The sequence below is a fragment of the Bacillus sp. FSL K6-2865 genome (genome assembly GCF_040311405.1).
Lineage (GTDB): Bacteria > Bacillota > Bacilli > Bacillales > Bacillaceae > Bacillus > Bacillus velezensis.
Genome location: NZ_CP152036.1, coordinates 1,942,043 through 1,959,787, shown reverse-complemented (window position 1 = coordinate 1,959,787; position 17,745 = coordinate 1,942,043). Strand labels below are relative to the sequence as shown.

The following is a 17,745-nucleotide window of genomic DNA, read 5'->3' as shown; positions in this document are numbered from 1 at the left end:
TACATGTTAAGAAGTATACCATCATAATCGACGGTATACTTAAGTCTTAGGCTTTTTTGTACTTGTACATAAGCATTGCAGCAAAATCATAAAACTCCTTGCCCCCCATTACCTCATCAATCCATTCACGCACACTCTCTGTTACTTCTGTGGTTACTTTGTAATTCTCTGGGCACTCTTTTCGCTTGCTCATTGATGTATCACCCCTATTGATGACTTGCCATCAATGTATGAATTATTGGGGTTGTCCAATGCATTGGATCTTTTAATCAAATCATCGCAAAGTTTGTTCAAATAATATGTATAGTTAACTTTTTTCTTCATCCAGCGTATTTCAGTACCGATCTCTTCACATATGGAAATCGGAATGCTGGACTTGTTTACTTTATTCTTATATGTATGTGGTAACTGATTTTCAGCTATGGTCTTATATGTAAGGAAATCATTAATATGTACGAAATAAACCTTATTCTCAGGCTCTCTAAATTGAAACAGAAAACCAGGAATTATGTTCGGATATTGCGCTGCCTCTTTTAAGTGTTTAATCTGTTGCGGCTTTATGATCTTTTCACTAAAAGACACAGACTTGTTCTTTGTTGATTTAAGTTCAAATGGAAACAGATATCCTTTAAAGTGTAAGAAGCAATCATATTTGTTTTTAGATACCGCTGCACCCTTTTTTAAAAACATTGGATTAACATCTTTAATTCTGTAGAAGAACAGCTTTTGATCTGCAGCTGATTTTTCTATGTTTGCTTCAAAAACCTTACCTTGGTTTGTACCTCCCAATCAATCACTCTCCTAAATTATTGAAACCAAAATTGAAATTAGAATAGACCTTTGCTACACTGTTTTATGTTAATTAATATTGAAAGAAGTGTATGAAATGAAGCAATGGACACCCCTGCGCCCTCGTTTAAATGAATTAATGTTTGAATATGACCTCACAGTTGATGACCTTTTCAAACGTACAGGATACCCGAGACAACGTATCCACGATTATATAAGTGGAGCAAAAGCAAATATGAACTTAGCTACAGGAATGACTTTTGCTGATGCCATTGGTTGCTCAATTGAAGAGCTGTACGAATGGAACCATGAAGAAAGAAGAAAAGTTAAATCTTAATTCCTTTTCGAGCCCATCTGATTTCCTGCATCAATTCTTCATTATTATCCGAAAGGTTGATTAGGTTACGGTGGGCTCTTTCGTATTCTTTGTTCTCGAGAGCTTCTTTCACCGTACCCATTTGTCTTTCCATTTTGTTGAACAGTATTTGAATTGTTTTATATTCCTCGTTTATACCTTTCACCTCATTTTATTTTTATCCTAAATAACCTTATAATGTGTCTGTGGTATTCCATAATCATTCCCTTTGCAAAAAACCGTTCCTGTGTCAGGTGTAATTACCTCTTTGACTACCCATTCGCTTCCAACAGGGTAGATAATGTTGCCCCAATGACCTTGTGCTTCCTTTTTTACTCTAATTGTGTCCCCTTTCTTAACTATTGACATGACCGCTTCCTCCCTTTATGCCTTTCATTAAAAGACCGATTTTATCTAGTTCCTATTTGCATTAATCTAGATAAACAACTTCTTTTACAATAGGAAATGGATTATTGATGCTTTTACTTAAATGTGAAACTATTTCAGTTACGTCTTTTGATGTTGCAACGTGAACTGCCTTTATAATTTTAAAATTGAATTCATTTTTGCTTAAGAGTCGTTTACCTTCTGAAAATATATCTATTGAGCTAACCGCAAAATCACACTTTCCATTTATTCCATACGGATTAAAGTATTTCACAAAATAACATCTATTTAATTCCTTACTGTCGGATAAAACAATGTCAAATTCTACACCCCAAACAAACGTGTTAATCTTAGAATGATAAATTAAATCATGGATAGCTTCTGTATCTTTAAAAATTTCAATCATTGAAACAATCCTCCCCAAATTACTCCTGCAGCTATAGCAGCTATAAAGACAGAAACAAATTTCATTAGAATGAAGAATTTGATATGCTTTGTTTCATCCTCAGTTAAGTTCAAATCTGATAAAGCGAATAAACCAAACATAATCAACAAAACCCATGCTGTAACAATCATCTACTTTGAACCTCTTTCGACTGTGTACCCACCGGTAATGTCATTTGAGATCGTGCTACTTGAAGAAAGCTTGTTACTCTCATTATTGTAATTGACGAAATCGTCAAACTGGATCAAATACACTCCGTAAGCTGTATTATTCAATTTATCAATCGTTTCGTCACTTGGTTTTGAAAACCAGCTTTCAGTACCTTGACCATACACTTCAAAAATCTGAACAATCTCGTCCTTATATTCAAAATAGGCCAGTTTATTTTCAAACTCACATTCCTCATCAACTGGATTTCCTACATGATTTGTCGCATATTCCATCATTGAAGTAAGCATGTAGCCTAATTCAACGTCCGAGAAACTTAGCTGTGGCTTTGGTGTTCCATAGTAAATATCCGCTTCATTTAGTGATCCTCTTTGATTAGCTTCTTTAATGATTTCTTCCATAGCAGCATATCCTTCATTGGTAATGAATTCTCTTCGCTCTTCATCTCTTCGTTTATAGTCTTCTAAGGCACTTACTACATTAAACTTTGTTTTCATCATTAACCCCTCTTCTAATCATGTTGTACAAATCTTTATATATTCTTGAAAACAGTTAACCATTGTAATAATACAACCTCTTACCTCTTCTGGTTCTTTAAAGTCCATTTCATTTTGTAGAATAAATTCATCAAATTCAATCATAGCAAGGAAACGATCATCATTTGGTGCGTTGTTAAAGTCAATATTCTTTAATCTTGGAATACCCTTTTCCTTAATCCATTCAATGAAGGAAGAATCAACGTTGTTCTTTAATGCAGCGTTTTTTAAAAACTCATGAATATCAGAAGAGTTCTCAATATTGAAATAAATATGCAGACTCTCCTTCATGAGATCAAACAATCTCAAAAGAGCTTCATTAATGTTATTGCCTGGTTTAACTTCAAAATCTAAATCAAACCATGTGCCTGCATTTTTGTTCTTCATTTAACTCCCCCCGATATAATTCGATTATTTCTGGTGTTCGTTGAAAGAAAGTGATAATACAACCTCTAGCATCATCAGGATACTGACAATCAACCTCTGCGCCAGATATGTATATGTCATATTCAATACTGGAAATCAATTGAGGGTTATAGGGCAGATTCATCTGTAAATACCTTTTCAAATTAGGCAGTTGCTCTCTGACAAAATCCATGAATAACCTCTCATACTTAGGAACCTTTTCATAAATCTTGTTAACGTGCTCTTCAATTGTGTTCGCTTTCTCTTTGTAGAGGTTTTCGAACAACATTTTATTAATGACCATCAGTTCACTTAAAGCCTTAACAGCTTTCTTATCTCCAGATAGAGTAACTCCCCACCATTCATCCAAATGCACTTAATCATCCTTTCTATATAGAATCAACATTTTATCCAATCACACCTAAATCATATTTAGGTTCAAATACATACGGTTCCAAATCGTAAAACATTACCTCTGTTTTTTCATGTCTAGGATTATCGGAATCATATATCGCTGTTATAATGTACAGCCGTCCATCAATTTTAACTACATCACCTCCAACAATTTTAGAGGGTAGATTCTGAAGCTCCCCTAATTTCTTGCCTTTATCGTTATATACTCTATATCTATATCCTTCTTTTCCACCATTTCCGTGATATGATTTTCTAATCTTTATCACAAACCCACCTCTCTTCTAAATAAAATTAGAATTTCATTTTCTTACTCTTAGTCAGTTTTAATTAACCTCCCTTGGATTAAATAGACCCAGTCTAAATGAATATGCCCAACGACTTCTTCCTTTTCATTGACTAACTGAGTACCGTTTGATTTTTCAATTGTCAGTTTTGCAATCTCCGCATCTGTTTTGGAATAGTATGAAAAGGCCATAGGTTCTTCATCATGATCTTTATATACGACTGTCCACACATCATCTAATTGTTTCTTCACAAATTCGCCTCAAATCTCAAATGTTTTAAGATCAAACGTTTTATATGTGTCTACTTTTTCACCAGGTATCACATTGACACTCGGGTAATTATCATAGTCATACGGATATCCGATACAATTCATGTGAAAGCTCGTTCCATCTTTGTCAAACTCAGCTTGTAAATGATCGTGTCCGCAAATCCAATGTTTTGCGTTAATGAATGGCAAATCGACCATATAGCAGCTGTTAGGCTCAAATGGTGAATATGGATTGTGAACAGGAGGGACATGCGAAACAAATACATCAATGTGAGTGTTTTGAAGGGTATCATACCAGTCCATTGATTCTTTCCACATTGCTCTTACCCCATCTTCTTTGCTGTATCCATTAAGGCCGATATAGTTTGAATCATTAGAGATTCCTTTGAAGAAATCCCAACCTTCATTTCCTTTAGGAAGATACCACATGACATCTCCAGCAAAGACTTTCCCTTTTAATGTATCCGTTGACTTTATCAATGGAGTTACATTCTTGATATCTGCAGCCTTTTGAATTAGATCATTCAACCTTCCCAATGAATCTGAGTATTTTCGTTGCTGATTCTTACTGAGTAAATAAAGATCATGATTACCATATGTGAAGTAAACCTTTTCATATTGCTTTGCTACTTCATCCAGTACCCACAGTGTCTGTTGATTCCACTCAGTGAAGTCACCCGCAATGATTAATACCTCACCATTTCCATTCGATATTAACCTTCTAATAATCTCCCTAGTTCGCTTTTCCCATTTGATTTGGTTATTGTTCCAAGGTATCCAGTGATTAATATGCAGATCTGAAACATAATCGATTTTCATTTTATCCCCCTTCTTTGTTTAAGTACGTGTTAACTCATGCTCCATGACCAATCGACATTTAAATCACCTCACTTTAAATTTAATGTGTATATTTTCAAATCATCTCCACACACTACAATTGAACAAACTTGTTTACATACTACTTTAGGAGATGATCATATGACTCAACAAAACAGATCAAACAACAGCAATGAATTACTTGTTCCTCAAGCTGCTGGTGCACTTGAACAAATGAAGTATGAAATTGCTTCTGAGTTCGGTGTGAATTTAGGGCCTGAGACAACTAGCCGAGCAAATGGATCAGTAGGTGGAGAGATTACAAAACGTTTGGTTCGCTTAGCTCAACAAAGCATGAATGGTCAATTTCATTAATGTATGAGGGGATTGCTCCCCTCTCTTTTTACGCTCCTCTTCCAAATCCGTAAAGTACTATTGGCATTGTATTCACCTCCATTTAGTGAACAAACGTACTTCGTCTAACCAACTCGTTTAAAACGATTTGAAGTTTTCTTCTTTGGTCTTTTATGTATACATAGTTATCGGTACGCAATCCATCATTAATTCTATTTTGTATGTCTGTCTTCAATGTCTCTAAGCTTTCTATTGGCAATTTTTCTAGACTAACTTTATATGATTGATTCATTTTAATAGCCTCCAGAAAAAACAAGTGAAATTATCAATAACCAAAAGACTGCACCAGAAACAGCGAGAAAGCTTTTTGCAATACTCATAAACTCTTGAAAATCATTCTTCAACAACTCTTTCACAGCATCACCTTCTCTTAAAATACAGATTTCATAAAGAATTAAGTCTGTATCAACTTTGGAGACCAGCTTCGATTCATACGCTGTCGTCTTCGTCACCCTTTCCGTAAAGGAATCGATAAACTTCATCGTACACTTCGTAATCGGTTCCTGATCGCATCTTGCTAAGTAAATTCTCGACTCGATCGATAATTAACGTTGCCTCTCGCAATTCTTGTTCAACCTCCGAAATGTAATCGAGTAATGCCGGGATGTCTTGGCGAGCGTGTGCAATGAACTCAGCGTCTTCTTTAGTTACTGCAGCTGCTAAACCATCCTCAAGAGTAACTATCCAATAACGAAGGTTTTCGTTCCCTGGCCATTCATGATGAATGTTTGCATGCCAAAATCCTTTGGTTGTCGCTTCCACACGCTGACGGATTTCTTCGAGTTGATCTTTCGTTAGTTTTTCATTCAATAAGCATTCACTTCTCTTTTTTAAAACCACGTATTATACACTCCTTCATTCCTTATCTTCCACCTTTAATTTAAATTAATTTGATTCTCAATTTCATCAATAAACGCCTCTAAAGCTTCTTCATCAACCATAACTTGTTCATCATGGACTTTAACAATTTCTTTTATCCGGCCATCCATATTTCTAAACTCTTCTGCTTGCTGCACAGTAAACATTGCTCTGTATTTCTTTATGTATAAAAGAAAATCTTTAAGTACTCCGATCTCCCCAATTTTGTGGAGATTAAAATCTTCTTGTTCCACTTCCAACCTGAGCAAATCTGCTTCCTTTTCTAAAGCATCAATTTCAAGTTGTTCTTTCTTTGACAACAATTCTTGCTCTTTTTGTTGCAATTAAATACCTCCTTATAAGGATTAAATATGTATTCACAATGTGAATGGGGATTATGTTTTTAAAATGGATCATACTTTAAATGATTGCTTTTCTTTTTGCTAATTCTATACTCTGCAATTTTCAGTGATTCAAGTGTCCATCCGTTATTGTTTAAACTCCCGAAAAGTGTGTTCAATAATTGAAGTTCTTGTTTTAAGTTCCTTCTCTTTCTTAATATCTTTTGACCTTTTAACGAAAGATGATATCCCTCTGAAGCATTAAATTTGTCTTCTTCTAGCTTGTGATAAAATTCATTGAGCTCTTTATCAACTTTCCCGAGCTCTTTATAAAGGTTATCAATTTCATTTTGAAGTCGTTGTTTAGTCTCCTCAATTGCTGCAAGAGGTTTTGAAATGGAAACAAGATAATCAGTTGCAGTTTTCATATCGCCACTCCTATAAATTATTTTATTTTTATTCTAAAAGTATGTAAAAAAAGACAAGCTTTTAACTTGTCTTTATCTTATCATTCAACTTCCCGAAAGTCTATAACTATTTTATTTTTATTCTTAATTTATTTTGAGTAAGTCAAAAATGAATAATTATATGCAGTATTGTTGCCTGCTTTCCTGTGATCCTTTTCAATTACTCTCCAATCATCATTTAACCTTGGAAAATAGGAATCAGCCTTCGCAGCAACTGAATCAACAATCGTTAAATAAACCTTATCTGCATGAGGTAAGAATGCCTCGTATATAGCGCCTCCTCCAATAACCATTACTTCTTCATTTGTATCCAATTGACCACGTATAAGCTTTAATACATCGTTAACCGAATGATAAACAAATGAAGAGTGATCAGGCTTGAAATCCTTATTTTTAGTCAATATGATATTCCTTCGGTTTTGAAGTGGCTTACCTGTAATGTTTACGATCGATTCGTATGTAAGCCTTCCCTGAATACACAACTTTCCTGTAGTGAGTTCTTTAAAACGTTTCATGTCTTCAGGAATATGGTAAAGCAAATTATTCTCATATCCAATGGCCATTGATTTATCACAGCAAGCAATAAGAGATAGCATTATACTGCTACCTCAAAGTAAAGCTTGTCTCCATGTTTATAATTAATCAATTTGAAATCATCAATTGTGAAATCATAAAAATCCTTCACACCTGGATTAATCCATAGCTCAGGTGCTTCGTATTGCTCTCTTTCCATTTGAATTTTCAAATTGTCTATATGACGAGTGTATACGTGACAGTCTCCAATATTGAAGACATACTCACCTAGCCCATATCCAGTAACTTGAGCAATCATACGCTGTAAAACATTGTACTGGAACACATTAAACGGATTCCCGAGCGCGAGATCGTTACTGCGACAGAAAACTTCTAAATGCAACTTCCCTCCTTTTACAAGCCATTGAGTGCCATAAACACAGGGCGTCAATGCCATTGAGTCTAATTCATCAGGATTCCAAAGCGTTGTAATATGTCTGCGTGATGATGGATTATTTTTCAACTGATGAATAAGATAGTCAACCTGGTCAACTTTCTCACCGTTTAGCATTCTGTTCTTCTTACCAAGCTGATATCCATATGCTTTGCCGATTGTACCGTCTTCTTGTTTCCATTGATCCCAGATATGCACACCCATCTTGTTTAATTCGTTAACATCATTTGATTTAAGTTGCCATATCCAAAGCAATTCCTTGATTGCTGTTTTCCAGGCGACTTTTTTAGTCGTTAAAATCGGTACTTCGGAATTATCAAACCGCATTTGCTTACTGATTACACTGAGTGTATGTGCCGGTGTCCCATCTGTATCCCATTTGGTTCTGACATCGAATTCTTCGTCTGATACTCCATTATTAATTATGTCATTTATGATTGTGTAGTACTGCTTATCAAATTGACTCATAATTTCCTTCCTTTCAATTCCATCGTTTGGTAAAATATTCTTGCCCACATAATGAAAAGAGGTGATCTTTTTGTCTGTTTACAAATACAAGCCAGCGGTGGTTAAAGAAGTACTGGAATGTAAAACCGAAAGATTAACAGACTCAATTGAAGCAAGATATTGTTTATCAATAAAGCTTAATAATAATTTAGACTCTTCATATGTGTTTATTATGTTAAATCCAAGTATTGCTGACAAAGAAGTATCAGACCTCACTATAACTAAGTTATGTAATTTTAGCCACTCATTAAATGAAGTTGGATCCATTCATATTGTCAATCTATATCCTTTTTACGAAACAAATTCAGAAGAATTGTCCTCAATAATTCAGAAGCTTCAAAAAGAGGACAGTAGCCTGTATGAAGCTACTGTTAAGACTAATCATCAAATTATAGCCAATTTAGCCAAAGAATCTAAAAAGGTAATCTTTGCTTGGGGTGATTGTCCAAAGCGGTTCGATAAACGAAGTTTTAATAAGCAATGCCACGATGTTAAACAGCTCCTAAAAGGAATAAATAAAGACGAGGCATTTGTTATCAAAACCCATTACAACAGGCTTCTCACAGTTAAGAATTCACCAAGACATCCCTCTAGACCTGGGCTTAAATGGCTCGAACCGTTTCATGAATTAGACGCTTAAATGAAACAATCAATAATAAAGTTAACCACGAAGACAATATTACCGCAAACAAAAAGCATATATACGAACTTGTTTTGTTTATTGTTTGAGTCACCGTCCAAAACATCAAGAATTTTAAACATTGTTAAACCGGTATATATTAAAGCAAAAGCTGTCCAAGCTAACATTAGCACGTTACCGTGCGTAATCAGTCCAATAGTAGCCAAGGGGATAATGAACGAAATCCCCTTGAACAATGTAATGACATACACTAGGTTCTTATTTTTCTTCAGTTCTTTATACGGTGAATTAGAAAGCATATGTGTAACTTTAGCGTATACGTTCTGTTCTCCTCGAGTAACTAATCTAATTTCATTAATGTTTAGTGCAAAAAAGTATGCTGCAAGTAATAACGTAAAATATGTAATTATAATACATCTCCTTATTTTATTTTTATCCTATAAACAACTACAACTAATCAAATAACTCTCCGGCTCTCTTCATGTCTTTGATTTCCTCACTCACACTTTCTTTGATTGCATGAGGTAGCCGGTCAATTCCTCGTTGTATTCTTTTCTGACCTGTATTTCTTATATGTAAAGTTAACTCTTTAAACCCTTCCATTGATTCGTCTGAAATTAAATCAAACTGATGTTGAATCTTAGCTAGTAAGCTTATATGTTCCTCTTCATTCTCGCTGAATAATTGGAGGCCTTGTTTAAGATTTTCTATTTCTTTTAGATGGTCTTTTATTTTCTCTATGTGTTTATCCATGATTGCTAAACCTTTCAACAATTTCTAAAACTTCAGCGAGCTTATCTGTTAGCTGTCTTCCCAGGTCTGTTTTTTGTTTCTGATCGAGTTTGTTCATTTTTCCTTTGCCCCTTTTTGCTTTAATTTGATTCTGTCTCATATAATCAATGGAATTTTATCTAAAACACATAGTTGCACACAACTGGGATTGAGACTGCAGTTTTCTGTTTAGCTCTATAAAAATCATTCACCAGCTCAATGTCACCAACTACATAGCTAATGTCTTTAAGTTCTTCGATTTTTTTATCAACTGGAAAAGTGTTTGGGCAATATGTTTTTCGATTTATCAATTTAATTAGAGCTTCTTCAATGGTTTGAATTTCAAATAACAGAGTCCCATCATGTGTGCTATTTGCAGTCAGTTTATAATCAAATTCTTCGTTAACACTTTTATCATAAGACACATGCCCAAGCTTAAGATTCTTTAAGTCTCCATGATAATCATCTAAATAACCGCTTCTTTTAAAAAAGAAGGCAATCTGTTCATTTGGATTTAAGAATTCAGTTCTTTTATTCATGGTTTCCTCCTTAAAGTTTTGTATAAAAGTCTTCTTTTATAGAGATGTTCGTTCAATCGACACCCTTTGGTATCCCTAAGTTCTTTATAAACTTTAGCCATCATAATTTCGCTTTTTCTATATTTTAAACTTGTACATATTCCCTTTCCTGTCTACATGATAGTGTCCTTTTGGATAATATACATGCCCATCTGCATTTACCTTATCAATTACATTAAACATGAATTCGCCATGTTTTATATTCCCTGTCATCCACGCCTTTTTACGTAATCTTTTTTTCATCCAGCATCTCCTTTGTAGGTATAATTGTTGAATTTTTTGAGTATTTTAAGTTGTACCCTGGCTAAGACCCTCCACTGGACAAACATCATGATCTAAGCCAGGGCTTGTATTACTTAGTTCCAGTCGATCCGTGCCCACCGCGATCATCGTTGCCTAGATGATCTACCTCAATCAATTCAACTGCAGACATTTTCTTCATAATTCTGAACTGACAAATACGATCCCCTTTTTTAATTTCTGTATCCCGTAAGGCATAAGCCGGAAAGAACCAGAAATCATTGTCTCCCTTGTAGGACTCATCAATAACACCCATTGAGTTTGTCTCAATGATGCCAAAGTTTTTAAATGTGCTTGAACGCGGAACAACATGAGCCTCATATCCTTCTGGTAGCTCCATCGCTACTCCTAATGGAATGAGTTTAAATTCGTCCTTTATGATTGCTACATCTTCAGCTGCTCGAAGATCAATCCAATCCCCTTGCTCAATTTTGCTAATTCTCGTTTGAGTTTCGTCTAGATATTTGATTTTAATTTGCATTATTTATTAGCTCCTTTTGTTTTATTATGTGAAAAAACTATCCAAAAATTAAATAGGCCGCCCAACATGAATATCGTTGAATAATCCAGTCAATATGCTTAATCTTACAGAAGGTTATCCAATCCATTATCAACAAAGGTATTAGAGTAATTAAAAAAATTAACAGCAGTATGTACTTCCACCATGAAATCTCGTTAATATTCCAACCGAATATGGTTAGCCCTCCCCTAAGGAAATTTTTTATTATAATCCCTTTAGTAGTTCATCAAGTTCTTCAGGCTTAAATCCAACACTACGCTTTACTTCTTCTTGCTCATTAAGCAGTATAGTTACCGGTACACCCATTACCTCATATTGCGCTGCCACTTCTGGCTTCTGTGTTACATCAACTGTCTCATATTCGACTCCTGCATCATTTAAGTAATTGGACACCATTTTACATGGATTGCAATTCGGTTGTTCTAATTTAATCAGTCTCATTTAAATCGCCTCTTTTTTATATTTGAATTTCCATCCTTTATGTGTTTTAGCCCTTCCAGATAAACACCGCATAATACCTTGTTTAATTAATCCATGGTCTCTTGCAAACTCCCTAATTCCTTTAGCTTCAATCAAAACTCCTTCAGGAGATAATGCGAATATTTCTTTTTTTATATTTTCTAAGTCTCTATAATTGTTGTTTTCTTTCTTAGTTAAGAAGCAACATGTTACAAGTGAGTATTTCCTTTTATTTATTGGCACATTTATTTGAATTTTATCTTTATCCAAATGAATCTTTCCTTGAGAAAACAGGATCTCATCATACCCTTTGATTAAAGGGAGATCCTCTAAAAAATTCTCGAAGCAATGCCACCTTCTTTCCACAGTCACTCCTTTGGCACCGTATCTTTCATAACCACTTCCCCTTGGATGATAGCAACGCTCAAGCATTCCACTCCAAACACTGTACTCCTTTTTATGATTAGTCATTTTCACATTGCCCATGTACCCTACTCCGAATACAGACTTCTCAAACTTATCTTTTATCTTCCCGCGTTTCATTTCAACTTTTTCAACAACTCTTCCATACCCAGTTTTAAGAAAACGAATTCTATATTTATATCTGTTCATTTCTCTAAAAACTTGAACCACTTTGTACTTTTGGTTTGCGTTATTCACATAAACTTTACCGACAAGACTGTCTTTTTTAAGGTTAATCAAATATAAAATCCGTGTCCCTTAATGATTCTACTGTTGCTTTTTTATAGCCAACGCCCTTCATTGAAAAGAAGTCATGGGATTTAGTCTTTGTGCTTAATCCATTAATAACAATTGGATTGACATCCTCTTCTTCAAACCAATGATCGAATCCAAGATTGTTTAAAGCTTTATTCGCATTGTATCTGATGAATTTCTTTACATCTGGGGCTAAGCCAACCTGATCATAAACATCTTCTGTATACTCCAATTCATTTTCATAAAGCTCTTGTAGCAAGCTTAAAGCCCATTCATACATTTCTTTTTGCTTCTTAGGCGTTTGTTTCTTGTATATCTCTTGGGCTAACAATCCGATGTAAACGCCGTGTATCGCCTCGTCACGGATAATTAAATTCACAATTTCCCCGCTCTGCATGAGTTTCCCTTGTCCATAAAAGTAAAGTGGATAATAAAAACCTGAGTAGAAAAGGAAACTCTCCAGAAACACAGATGCAACCATTGCTTTGAATAGGGAAATGTCATCGTTTTTCTCAACTGCTTTATAAATTGAAACAATTGTTCTTGCTTTCTTTTGAAGAAACCTATTGTTTTTCACCCATTCGAAGACTTCATTAATCTTCTCGGTTGGAGCCAAAGTTAGAAAGATGTTGCTGTAGGATTTCGCATGAACAGCATTTTCCATCATGGACATGAAATTTAAAACTGCCTTTCTTTGATGTCCATCTACATGTTCAGCAATTATAGGCATGCCAGTGTTCCCCTGCTCTGTGTCCAATAATGTAAGCCCGGCTAAAACTTTCATATAAGTGTCTTGTTCCTTTGTTCCAAAATACTTCCAAGTGAGAAGATCGCCGTTTAATGCGATCTCTTCCGGAAGCCAAAACTGCTTTACGTTTTGGTTGTAGAACATTTGCGTGAAGTCGTCTTCGTGGCGCGACCAGTCGGCCGCCGTATGGATTGCGTTTGCGTTCGTCAATTATTCGTCCTCCAATCGTTTAAAGTAGAGATCCATCTACCAATAAAACTACGTCTGTCGCTTCTCGGAAGTCCTTCAGCAGATCTCCTACGCAGATATTGTAAACGCCTTTATCTTGAGCAACTCGTAAAAACGCGAGCTCTTCGGTTATTAATATTGGAAGAGCCTCCTCTAAAATTCCGGCTACACTCTCGCCCCCAACGCACTCTAAATAAAGTTCGGTCGCCTTTACATACGGCTTTGTATAAAGATCGTTATCCTCAACACTCACAACAGCCAATGCGTAATACTCGTTTTCTCTGAATTCATAGTAATGCTTCATCTCTCCGCCTCCTCTTTGTTTAAACTACGCAACTCAAGCACGAATCTTGGCCGGTGTCTTTTGTTCGCGCATAATACAGCGTTTTAATTCCTTTGTGATGCGCATATAAGTCAATACGGTTTAAATCTCTCGTCGTCATCGTATCCTTTAGGAACAACGTAAATGAAATCCCTTGGTCTACGTGCTGCTGAATAGTTGCAATAAGATCAACTACCTTAAACATATCCATGTCGTACGCTTCCTTATAAAAGAACCAATTTTGAGCCGATAAACCTGGCATTGGATAATATGTCTTACTGTTTCCGTATGTACGTTCCTCAATTCTCTCCATAATAGGCATTACACCGGCCGTAGATGATTGAACATATGAGATGCTTCCAGTAGGTGCAACAGCTTGCCTATACGAATGATACAAACCATATTTCATTACATCCTCTTTAAGCTTCATCCAATCTTCAATGTTAGGAATATGTTGATCTCCAAACAGGTTTTTAACCTTTTCATATTTAGGGCTATAATCATTTGTCACGTACTTATCAAAATACGCGCCTGATTTGTAGGTTGATCCATCAAACTTGTAGTACGTCTCCCCTGTTTCTCTTGCAATTTCCATTGAACGCTGCAGGGAGTAAAAGTTAACCATCATAAAGTATGTATTTGCAAAGTCTTTTGCTTCTTCACTTTCATAAGCAATTTTATTTTGAGCTAGAAAACCGTGCAGGTTCATCTGCCCTAGACCAATTGATCGCATTAGTGTATTTGCTCTCGCAACGGCTGGGGCATTTACAATGTTTGTTTTCCTTGTGACAGTTGTCAGTGAGTCAATTGCTATTCTGACCGTTGAAGCAATTGATTGGTTACTCATTACATTTACAATGTTCATGGATCCAAGATTACATGAGATATCTAATCCAATTTCATCTTCCTGATCGTAATCTGTATAAACTGACACTTGTGATGCTTGGAGTACTTCTGACTTTAATATTCAACGAAAGGCGCAACACTCTCGTCCGTTCTCTTATGAACTGCTTACGATCACTCGTAAGAATAGACTATATCATCGACCTATAAGGCCGCCCGCCGTTTCCATCGCCATATGCTTGCGATGTACTCTACTCCCTTATGCGTATGCGTGGTTTCGATAGTCGTTCGGCATTTCCGCAAGGTGCGGTTTAGCACGGTATTGTCTATTGAATAGAGTTTCACCGTTTAGACGGGTTTGCTACGATCATTACTGACCGAAGGTGCTACAGTTAACACAAATTAGAAAACTTCACTTTTGAAATATGTTCATTTGGATGCACTTTATTTACATTGTCAGCAAACATAATATAAGGATAGCCAGATTCACTTCTCAGAATGGCCAATTGCTCCAACAGCTTCCGAGCATTACCCTTTGCTTTTCTCACTTTAGGGTTTTCAACAAGCTCATCATACATTTTATTGATGTCCATCTCATCAAGATACTGCCCATATTCTTTGTAAACTGAATGAGGATAGAACATGTAAAAGTCCTTATCTTCTCTTGCCAATTCAATAAATTTATCAGGAACAACTACACCAATGGATAGTGTTTTAACTCGGACATCTTCATCAGCACTTATTTTTTTGGTATCCAGGAAGTCTGTAATGTCTGGATGGAATACACTTAGATAAACTGCTCCTGATCCTTGTCTTTGCAGACCATTCAAACGTGTTCGCTAAGCACGCCCCGCCATATGGCTGCTTCATGTTACCATGAAGGTTAGACTATATCTTCACCCTTTAAGGGCGCCTCCTGTTTCGACTGCCAATAGCTTGCAGCCTACGCCTTTCGGCTAGTCGTTGCACGTTCAAGACTTTAGTCTAGCTTCGCTCATGATTGTCCTTGTAGGAGTTTCCATGAATTAAAGAGGTTTTCGATCGCCATTTCTGACGAAAGGGGCCAAATCAACCCATTTGATCGGCATATCTAAAAGCATTATCCAATAGCTTCATAACACCTACGACACCTTTAGTTGCATTCTCTACGTCTTTAATCGCTTCACCCTTGGCTCGTAATTTATTTAGGTTTAATGCTACACCACCGCCTAATTTAGACAGCTGCATTGAAATGTCAATTGCACGAGAGATGTCATTCAAACTGTCTCCCACTTCAAGTAGGAAGCAGCTCACCATTTCACCTCTTCGCTTACGGCCGGCATTAAGGAAAGTAGGTGTTGCCGGTTGATACTCTTGCTTCATCATAGCGTGTACTTCCTCAACAGCCTTTTCATAATCACCATCCGCACAATACAAAGCTACAATTGAGACGCGATCTTCATATCTTTCCAGAATCTTTGTTTTGTCGTTTGTCTTCAAAGCATAGTCATTGTAGAACTTAAAGGCACTCATGAAAGATGGGAATCTGAATTTGTAACTGTAAGCGATTTTAAAAATTGATTTAATTTGCTCAAATGTATATTGATCCAAGAATTCCTCTTCGTAATAATCATTTTTAATCAAATAATCAAGTTTCTCTTTTAGATCATGGAAAAAGACTGTGTTTTGATTAATGTAATCAACAAAGTAACTGTGTACTGCCTCCTTATCCTTCTCAAATTGAAACTTACCGTCTTTCTGAATCATGATCTCATTATTGAGCTTGATCCACTTTGGTATTGTGTTTGTCAATAAGTTGTACCTCCCGATTAATCTTCTGCAAGTCTTGTTTTGTTCCACTTAGTTCAAACTTTAATAACAATGGTACATGGAACATTGATGAAAGCTTGTCCCCAGCTAAACCATAGTTATCACCCCAAACCTTGTTACCACTCACAACAACTCCTTTTATTTTATTTTTATTCTTAATAATAAAATGCAAAGTCCTTTCAGGTACTTCCCCAAAGCCTATCGTATATGTAATATGTATGAATTCTTCCTCGACAATTAAGTCATCTGTAATTTCAATGATGTCGAAGTTTAACTCCCTTTGTAATGCTTGAGCAAACCTTTTCACGTTACCTGTCTTGCTTTCATATGTAATAATCAATATTCTTTATATTCCCCGTTAACTAAGCTATTCGTAGTTGTTTCTGCTTCATTTTCAGCATGATGGAATGCTTCAGACATTTCTAAATTGATCTCAGCCATCTCAGCATAGCCTTTGGCCATTTGAGCTTCATAGTCTGATAGCTCTGTCATCGGTACTGGAACGTAGTTATCCTTCTGCTCTTGCGTGATAACCATTTGATCCCCTTCTAAATTTGTCGCAATCAGTTCTCCTTTTAAAGCAGTGTATGAACCACCATTCTTCATATGTACTTGCGTATTTTCTTTTGCTTCATCCAAGGTTACAAAGTGACTGCGCTTAACGTATAACTGTTTAGCAGCTCCCATTCCACAACTCCCTTTTCTTTATTTTTTGTTTTTATCTTTTTCGTGTCTTACGTCCAACTCATTCATATCATTGAGAATATGGTTAATAACAACATCGCTAAATTTACCGAATGCCTTATAACCAATTAATTTGCTTCTTAGATCTCTCCACTTTCTTGCTGCACTCATTTTACTTCCCCTTCCTATGAAACTGTGATTTTATCTAGATTCAAGCCGAATCTATTTATCATCCTTAGGAATTGTCACTCTTCTTCGATCGTCCATCCGTTTAATCTTGCGTACTTTAATTTTCTTGAATATCTACGCTTCCACTCGTCCCAGTCCTTCTTCTCTTGACCTGACGTTAGTGAGCCTCTGTACTGATTTTGTCTTCTTTTCTTGTCTAGCTCTAGTATATCGCCAACCCATATAGGAACTGACGGCCTATAGTTACTTTCCGACATCTATTCGTCCTCCAATTGTTTCTGTATAAATTTCATTGTGTCTTCCTTTGTTATTGTTTCGGCCACCCTTCTCCAAGGAGTTTTTTAGCCTCTTCAACATCTGTGAATCTTTCAATCTTGTGTCTATAATCATCGATCCACCGGTAAACACATACTGCATTTTCTTCAACTTTCATGACGGTGTACTGCTGCATAGGATCTTCTAGAAGGTGAAGTTTCTGATCTTTATAAAACCCTTTAATCATTTAATGCCCTCCT

General features: G+C 35.9%; 34 protein-coding genes and 3 pseudogenes. 3 read left to right on the top strand and 34 right to left on the bottom strand.

The features are described 5' to 3' along the window. Positions 1 to 46 precede the first annotated feature (46 nt). Positions 47 to 193: a hypothetical protein gene (locus NYE42_RS09720; RefSeq protein WP_021493449.1), complete on the bottom strand. Its 147-nt coding sequence runs from the start codon at positions 191 to 193 to the stop codon at positions 47 to 49. After that, positions 190 to 789 (bottom strand): Holliday junction resolvase RecU, encoded by a 600-nt coding sequence (locus NYE42_RS09715; protein ID WP_352426974.1) that lies wholly within the window; start codon positions 787 to 789, stop codon positions 190 to 192. The genes NYE42_RS09720 and NYE42_RS09715 overlap by 4 nt, the downstream gene beginning before the upstream one ends. A gap of 97 nt (positions 790 to 886) precedes the next feature. On the opposite strand from NYE42_RS09715, the gene NYE42_RS09710 reads away from it, so the two are divergent. Beyond that, entirely contained in the window at positions 887 to 1,126 is a 240-nt protein-coding gene (locus NYE42_RS09710; RefSeq protein ID WP_014470254.1) for a helix-turn-helix transcriptional regulator, read from the top strand. Here NYE42_RS09710 and NYE42_RS09705 read toward each other — a convergent pair. From NYE42_RS09705 to NYE42_RS09660, 10 genes are all read right to left on the bottom strand, one after another. After that, positions 1,116 to 1,301 (bottom strand): hypothetical protein, encoded by a 186-nt coding sequence (locus tag NYE42_RS09705; protein ID WP_322823946.1) that lies wholly within the window; start codon positions 1,299 to 1,301, stop codon positions 1,116 to 1,118. The genes NYE42_RS09710 and NYE42_RS09705 overlap by 11 nt on opposite strands. 26 nt (positions 1,302 to 1,327) lie before the next feature. Continuing rightward, positions 1,328 to 1,513, bottom strand: coding sequence for a hypothetical protein (locus NYE42_RS09700; protein WP_352426973.1), 186 nt, complete (start codon positions 1,511 to 1,513; stop codon positions 1,328 to 1,330). Positions 1,514 to 1,574: 61 nt separating this feature from the next. Then, the gene (locus NYE42_RS09695; protein WP_268385235.1) at positions 1,575 to 1,937 is read right to left on the bottom strand and encodes a hypothetical protein; all 363 of its coding nucleotides are present in this window, start codon (positions 1,935 to 1,937) and stop codon (positions 1,575 to 1,577) included. Next, positions 1,934 to 2,107, bottom strand: a complete 174-nt coding sequence (locus NYE42_RS09690; RefSeq protein ID WP_268515141.1) for a hypothetical protein — start codon at positions 2,105 to 2,107, stop codon at positions 1,934 to 1,936. Before NYE42_RS09690 ends, NYE42_RS09695 begins: the two co-directional genes overlap by 4 nt. Beyond that, entirely contained in the window at positions 2,108 to 2,641 is a 534-nt protein-coding gene (locus NYE42_RS09685) for a hypothetical protein (protein ID WP_352426972.1), read from the bottom strand. It lies immediately after the preceding gene. Positions 2,642 to 2,659: 18 nt separating this feature from the next. Continuing rightward, positions 2,660 to 2,971 (bottom strand): hypothetical protein, encoded by a 312-nt coding sequence (locus NYE42_RS09680; protein ID WP_352427011.1) that lies wholly within the window; start codon positions 2,969 to 2,971, stop codon positions 2,660 to 2,662. A 64-nt stretch (positions 2,972 to 3,035) separates the two neighbouring features. Then, on the bottom strand, positions 3,036 to 3,455 hold the full coding sequence (locus tag NYE42_RS09675) for a hypothetical protein (protein WP_352426971.1): 420 nt from the start codon (positions 3,453 to 3,455) through the stop codon (positions 3,036 to 3,038). A gap of 37 nt (positions 3,456 to 3,492) precedes the next feature. Then, positions 3,493 to 3,765 (bottom strand): hypothetical protein, encoded by a 273-nt coding sequence (locus NYE42_RS09670; RefSeq protein ID WP_352426970.1) that lies wholly within the window; start codon positions 3,763 to 3,765, stop codon positions 3,493 to 3,495. Positions 3,766 to 3,812: 47 nt separating this feature from the next. Next, a complete protein-coding gene (locus NYE42_RS09665) occupies positions 3,813 to 4,034 on the bottom strand; it encodes a hypothetical protein (RefSeq protein WP_352426969.1) in 222 nt (73 codons plus the stop codon). A 9-nt stretch (positions 4,035 to 4,043) separates the two neighbouring features. Continuing rightward, positions 4,044 to 4,871: a metallophosphoesterase gene (locus NYE42_RS09660; protein WP_352426968.1), complete on the bottom strand. Its 828-nt coding sequence runs from the start codon at positions 4,869 to 4,871 to the stop codon at positions 4,044 to 4,046. Between the two features lie 159 nt (positions 4,872 to 5,030). Between NYE42_RS09660 and NYE42_RS09655 the strand changes: the two genes are divergently transcribed. Beyond that, positions 5,031 to 5,243, top strand: coding sequence for an alpha/beta-type small acid-soluble spore protein (locus NYE42_RS09655; RefSeq protein WP_265971757.1), 213 nt, complete (start codon positions 5,031 to 5,033; stop codon positions 5,241 to 5,243). Positions 5,244 to 5,515: 272 nt separating this feature from the next. Here the strand turns inward: NYE42_RS09655 and NYE42_RS09650 are convergent, their stop codons facing one another. The 6 genes from NYE42_RS09650 to NYE42_RS09625 all read right to left on the bottom strand — a co-directional run bounded on the left by NYE42_RS09650 (position 5,516) and on the right by NYE42_RS09625 (position 8,383). After that, the gene (locus NYE42_RS09650) at positions 5,516 to 5,638 is read right to left on the bottom strand and encodes a hypothetical protein (protein ID WP_352426967.1); all 123 of its coding nucleotides are present in this window, start codon (positions 5,636 to 5,638) and stop codon (positions 5,516 to 5,518) included. 73 nt (positions 5,639 to 5,711) lie between these two features. Further along, complete coding sequence (locus tag NYE42_RS09645) at positions 5,712 to 6,122, bottom strand: hypothetical protein (protein WP_352426966.1); 411 nt, start codon at positions 6,120 to 6,122, stop codon at positions 5,712 to 5,714. A 35-nt stretch (positions 6,123 to 6,157) separates the two neighbouring features. Then, positions 6,158 to 6,484 carry a hypothetical protein gene (locus NYE42_RS09640; protein ID WP_352426965.1) on the bottom strand — a complete coding sequence of 109 codons (327 nt, stop codon included), beginning with the start codon at positions 6,482 to 6,484 and terminating at the stop codon, positions 6,158 to 6,160. A 59-nt stretch (positions 6,485 to 6,543) separates the two neighbouring features. Beyond that, positions 6,544 to 6,909: a hypothetical protein gene (locus tag NYE42_RS09635; RefSeq protein ID WP_352426964.1), complete on the bottom strand. Its 366-nt coding sequence runs from the start codon at positions 6,907 to 6,909 to the stop codon at positions 6,544 to 6,546. Between the two features lie 128 nt (positions 6,910 to 7,037). Continuing rightward, complete coding sequence (locus NYE42_RS09630) at positions 7,038 to 7,544, bottom strand: dihydrofolate reductase (protein ID WP_352426963.1); 507 nt, start codon at positions 7,542 to 7,544, stop codon at positions 7,038 to 7,040. Next, entirely contained in the window at positions 7,544 to 8,383 is an 840-nt protein-coding gene (locus NYE42_RS09625) for a thymidylate synthase (protein ID WP_352426962.1), read from the bottom strand. The genes NYE42_RS09630 and NYE42_RS09625 overlap by 1 nt, the downstream gene beginning before the upstream one ends. A gap of 70 nt (positions 8,384 to 8,453) precedes the next feature. Between NYE42_RS09625 and NYE42_RS09620 the strand changes: the two genes are divergently transcribed. Further along, positions 8,454 to 9,062, top strand: a complete 609-nt coding sequence (locus NYE42_RS09620) for a DUF1643 domain-containing protein (protein WP_253600048.1) — start codon at positions 8,454 to 8,456, stop codon at positions 9,060 to 9,062. A 453-nt stretch (positions 9,063 to 9,515) separates the two neighbouring features. Here NYE42_RS09620 and NYE42_RS09615 read toward each other — a convergent pair whose 3' ends face one another. From NYE42_RS09615 to NYE42_RS09540, 16 genes and pseudogenes are all read right to left on the bottom strand, one after another. Continuing rightward, positions 9,516 to 9,815, bottom strand: a complete 300-nt coding sequence (locus NYE42_RS09615; protein ID WP_352426961.1) for a hypothetical protein — start codon at positions 9,813 to 9,815, stop codon at positions 9,516 to 9,518. 158 nt (positions 9,816 to 9,973) lie between these two features. Next, positions 9,974 to 10,372, bottom strand: coding sequence for a hypothetical protein (locus NYE42_RS09610; protein ID WP_342497443.1), 399 nt, complete (start codon positions 10,370 to 10,372; stop codon positions 9,974 to 9,976). A gap of 117 nt (positions 10,373 to 10,489) precedes the next feature. Continuing rightward, positions 10,490 to 10,654, bottom strand: a complete 165-nt coding sequence (locus NYE42_RS09605; RefSeq protein WP_165913814.1) for a hypothetical protein — start codon at positions 10,652 to 10,654, stop codon at positions 10,490 to 10,492. Positions 10,655 to 10,763: 109 nt separating this feature from the next. Continuing rightward, positions 10,764 to 11,192, bottom strand: coding sequence for a dUTP diphosphatase (locus NYE42_RS09600; protein ID WP_352426960.1), 429 nt, complete (start codon positions 11,190 to 11,192; stop codon positions 10,764 to 10,766). A gap of 243 nt (positions 11,193 to 11,435) precedes the next feature. Next, complete coding sequence (locus NYE42_RS09595) at positions 11,436 to 11,672, bottom strand: thioredoxin domain-containing protein (protein WP_352426959.1); 237 nt, start codon at positions 11,670 to 11,672, stop codon at positions 11,436 to 11,438. Next, positions 11,673 to 12,392, bottom strand: coding sequence for a hypothetical protein (locus NYE42_RS09590; protein ID WP_352426958.1), 720 nt, complete (start codon positions 12,390 to 12,392; stop codon positions 11,673 to 11,675). Next, a complete protein-coding gene (nrdF, locus tag NYE42_RS09585; RefSeq protein WP_352427010.1) occupies positions 12,385 to 13,347 on the bottom strand; it encodes a class 1b ribonucleoside-diphosphate reductase subunit beta in 963 nt (320 codons plus the stop codon). Before nrdF ends, NYE42_RS09590 begins: the two co-directional genes overlap by 8 nt. Before the next feature lie 37 nt (positions 13,348 to 13,384). Continuing rightward, positions 13,385 to 13,687 (bottom strand): hypothetical protein, encoded by a 303-nt coding sequence (locus tag NYE42_RS09580; RefSeq protein ID WP_342497440.1) that lies wholly within the window; start codon positions 13,685 to 13,687, stop codon positions 13,385 to 13,387. A gap of 19 nt (positions 13,688 to 13,706) precedes the next feature. Beyond that, positions 13,707 to 14,663, bottom strand: a pseudogene (locus tag NYE42_RS09575) (ribonucleotide-diphosphate reductase subunit alpha); the annotation flags it as partial. 280 nt (positions 14,664 to 14,943) lie between these two features. After that, a pseudogene (locus NYE42_RS09570) lies at positions 14,944 to 15,366 on the bottom strand (ribonucleotide-diphosphate reductase subunit alpha); the annotation flags it as partial. Positions 15,367 to 15,619: 253 nt separating this feature from the next. After that, positions 15,620 to 16,339 (bottom strand): annotated as a pseudogene (locus NYE42_RS09565) (ribonucleotide reductase N-terminal alpha domain-containing protein); the annotation flags it as partial. Next, entirely contained in the window at positions 16,302 to 16,697 is a 396-nt protein-coding gene (nrdI, locus tag NYE42_RS09560) for a class Ib ribonucleoside-diphosphate reductase assembly flavoprotein NrdI (protein WP_335392206.1), read from the bottom strand. The gene nrdI and the pseudogene NYE42_RS09565, both read right to left, overlap by 38 nt. Beyond that, a complete protein-coding gene (locus tag NYE42_RS09555; protein ID WP_215532359.1) occupies positions 16,694 to 17,044 on the bottom strand; it encodes a hypothetical protein in 351 nt (116 codons plus the stop codon). Before NYE42_RS09555 ends, nrdI begins: the two co-directional genes overlap by 4 nt. 18 nt (positions 17,045 to 17,062) lie before the next feature. After that, positions 17,063 to 17,212, bottom strand: coding sequence for a hypothetical protein (locus NYE42_RS09550; RefSeq protein WP_215532360.1), 150 nt, complete (start codon positions 17,210 to 17,212; stop codon positions 17,063 to 17,065). Between the two features lie 74 nt (positions 17,213 to 17,286). Beyond that, positions 17,287 to 17,487 (bottom strand): hypothetical protein, encoded by a 201-nt coding sequence (locus NYE42_RS09545; RefSeq protein WP_352426957.1) that lies wholly within the window; start codon positions 17,485 to 17,487, stop codon positions 17,287 to 17,289. Positions 17,488 to 17,537: 50 nt separating this feature from the next. After that, positions 17,538 to 17,732, bottom strand: coding sequence for a hypothetical protein (locus NYE42_RS09540; protein WP_106034947.1), 195 nt, complete (start codon positions 17,730 to 17,732; stop codon positions 17,538 to 17,540). Positions 17,733 to 17,745 lie beyond the last annotated feature (13 nt).

Excerpts from the sequence above, each read along its gene's own strand:
- NYE42_RS09605 (WP_165913814.1), bottom strand. The coding sequence starts at position 10,654 with ATGAAAAAAAGATTACGTAAAAAGGCGTGGATGACAGGGAATATAAAA.
- NYE42_RS09600 (WP_352426960.1), bottom strand. The coding sequence starts at position 11,192 with ATGCAAATTAAAATCAAATATCTAGACGAAACTCAAACGAGAATTAGC.
- NYE42_RS09695 (WP_268385235.1), bottom strand. The coding sequence starts at position 1,937 with ATGATTGAAATTTTTAAAGATACAGAAGCTATCCATGATTTAATTTAT.
- NYE42_RS09690 (WP_268515141.1), bottom strand. The coding sequence starts at position 2,107 with ATGATTGTTACAGCATGGGTTTTGTTGATTATGTTTGGTTTATTCGCT.
- NYE42_RS09550 (WP_215532360.1), bottom strand. The coding sequence starts at position 17,212 with ATGAGTGCAGCAAGAAAGTGGAGAGATCTAAGAAGCAAATTAATTGGT.
- NYE42_RS09680 (WP_352427011.1), bottom strand. The coding sequence starts at position 2,971 with ATGAAGGAGAGTCTGCATATTTATTTCAATATTGAGAACTCTTCTGAT.
- NYE42_RS09685 (WP_352426972.1), bottom strand. The coding sequence starts at position 2,641 with ATGAAAACAAAGTTTAATGTAGTAAGTGCCTTAGAAGACTATAAACGA.
- NYE42_RS09615 (WP_352426961.1), bottom strand. The coding sequence starts at position 9,815 with ATGGATAAACACATAGAGAAAATAAAAGACCATCTAAAAGAAATAGAA.
- NYE42_RS09540 (WP_106034947.1), bottom strand. The coding sequence starts at position 17,732 with ATGATTAAAGGGTTTTATAAAGATCAGAAACTTCACCTTCTAGAAGAT.
- NYE42_RS09660 (WP_352426968.1), bottom strand. The coding sequence starts at position 4,871 with ATGAAAATCGATTATGTTTCAGATCTGCATATTAATCACTGGATACCT.
- NYE42_RS09655 (WP_265971757.1), top strand. The coding sequence starts at position 5,031 with ATGACTCAACAAAACAGATCAAACAACAGCAATGAATTACTTGTTCCT.
- NYE42_RS09580 (WP_342497440.1), bottom strand. The coding sequence starts at position 13,687 with ATGAAGCATTACTATGAATTCAGAGAAAACGAGTATTACGCATTGGCT.
- NYE42_RS09635 (WP_352426964.1), bottom strand. The coding sequence starts at position 6,909 with ATGAAAACTGCAACTGATTATCTTGTTTCCATTTCAAAACCTCTTGCA.
- NYE42_RS09700 (WP_352426973.1), bottom strand. The coding sequence starts at position 1,513 with ATGTCAATAGTTAAGAAAGGGGACACAATTAGAGTAAAAAAGGAAGCA.
- NYE42_RS09710 (WP_014470254.1), top strand. The coding sequence starts at position 887 with ATGAAGCAATGGACACCCCTGCGCCCTCGTTTAAATGAATTAATGTTT.
- NYE42_RS09630 (WP_352426963.1), bottom strand. The coding sequence starts at position 7,544 with ATGCTATCTCTTATTGCTTGCTGTGATAAATCAATGGCCATTGGATAT.
- NYE42_RS09610 (WP_342497443.1), bottom strand. The coding sequence starts at position 10,372 with ATGAATAAAAGAACTGAATTCTTAAATCCAAATGAACAGATTGCCTTC.
- NYE42_RS09720 (WP_021493449.1), bottom strand. The coding sequence starts at position 193 with ATGAGCAAGCGAAAAGAGTGCCCAGAGAATTACAAAGTAACCACAGAA.
- NYE42_RS09625 (WP_352426962.1), bottom strand. The coding sequence starts at position 8,383 with ATGAGTCAATTTGATAAGCAGTACTACACAATCATAAATGACATAATT.
- NYE42_RS09555 (WP_215532359.1), bottom strand. The coding sequence starts at position 17,044 with ATGGGAGCTGCTAAACAGTTATACGTTAAGCGCAGTCACTTTGTAACC.
- NYE42_RS09595 (WP_352426959.1), bottom strand. The coding sequence starts at position 11,672 with ATGAGACTGATTAAATTAGAACAACCGAATTGCAATCCATGTAAAATG.
- NYE42_RS09545 (WP_352426957.1), bottom strand. The coding sequence starts at position 17,487 with ATGTCGGAAAGTAACTATAGGCCGTCAGTTCCTATATGGGTTGGCGAT.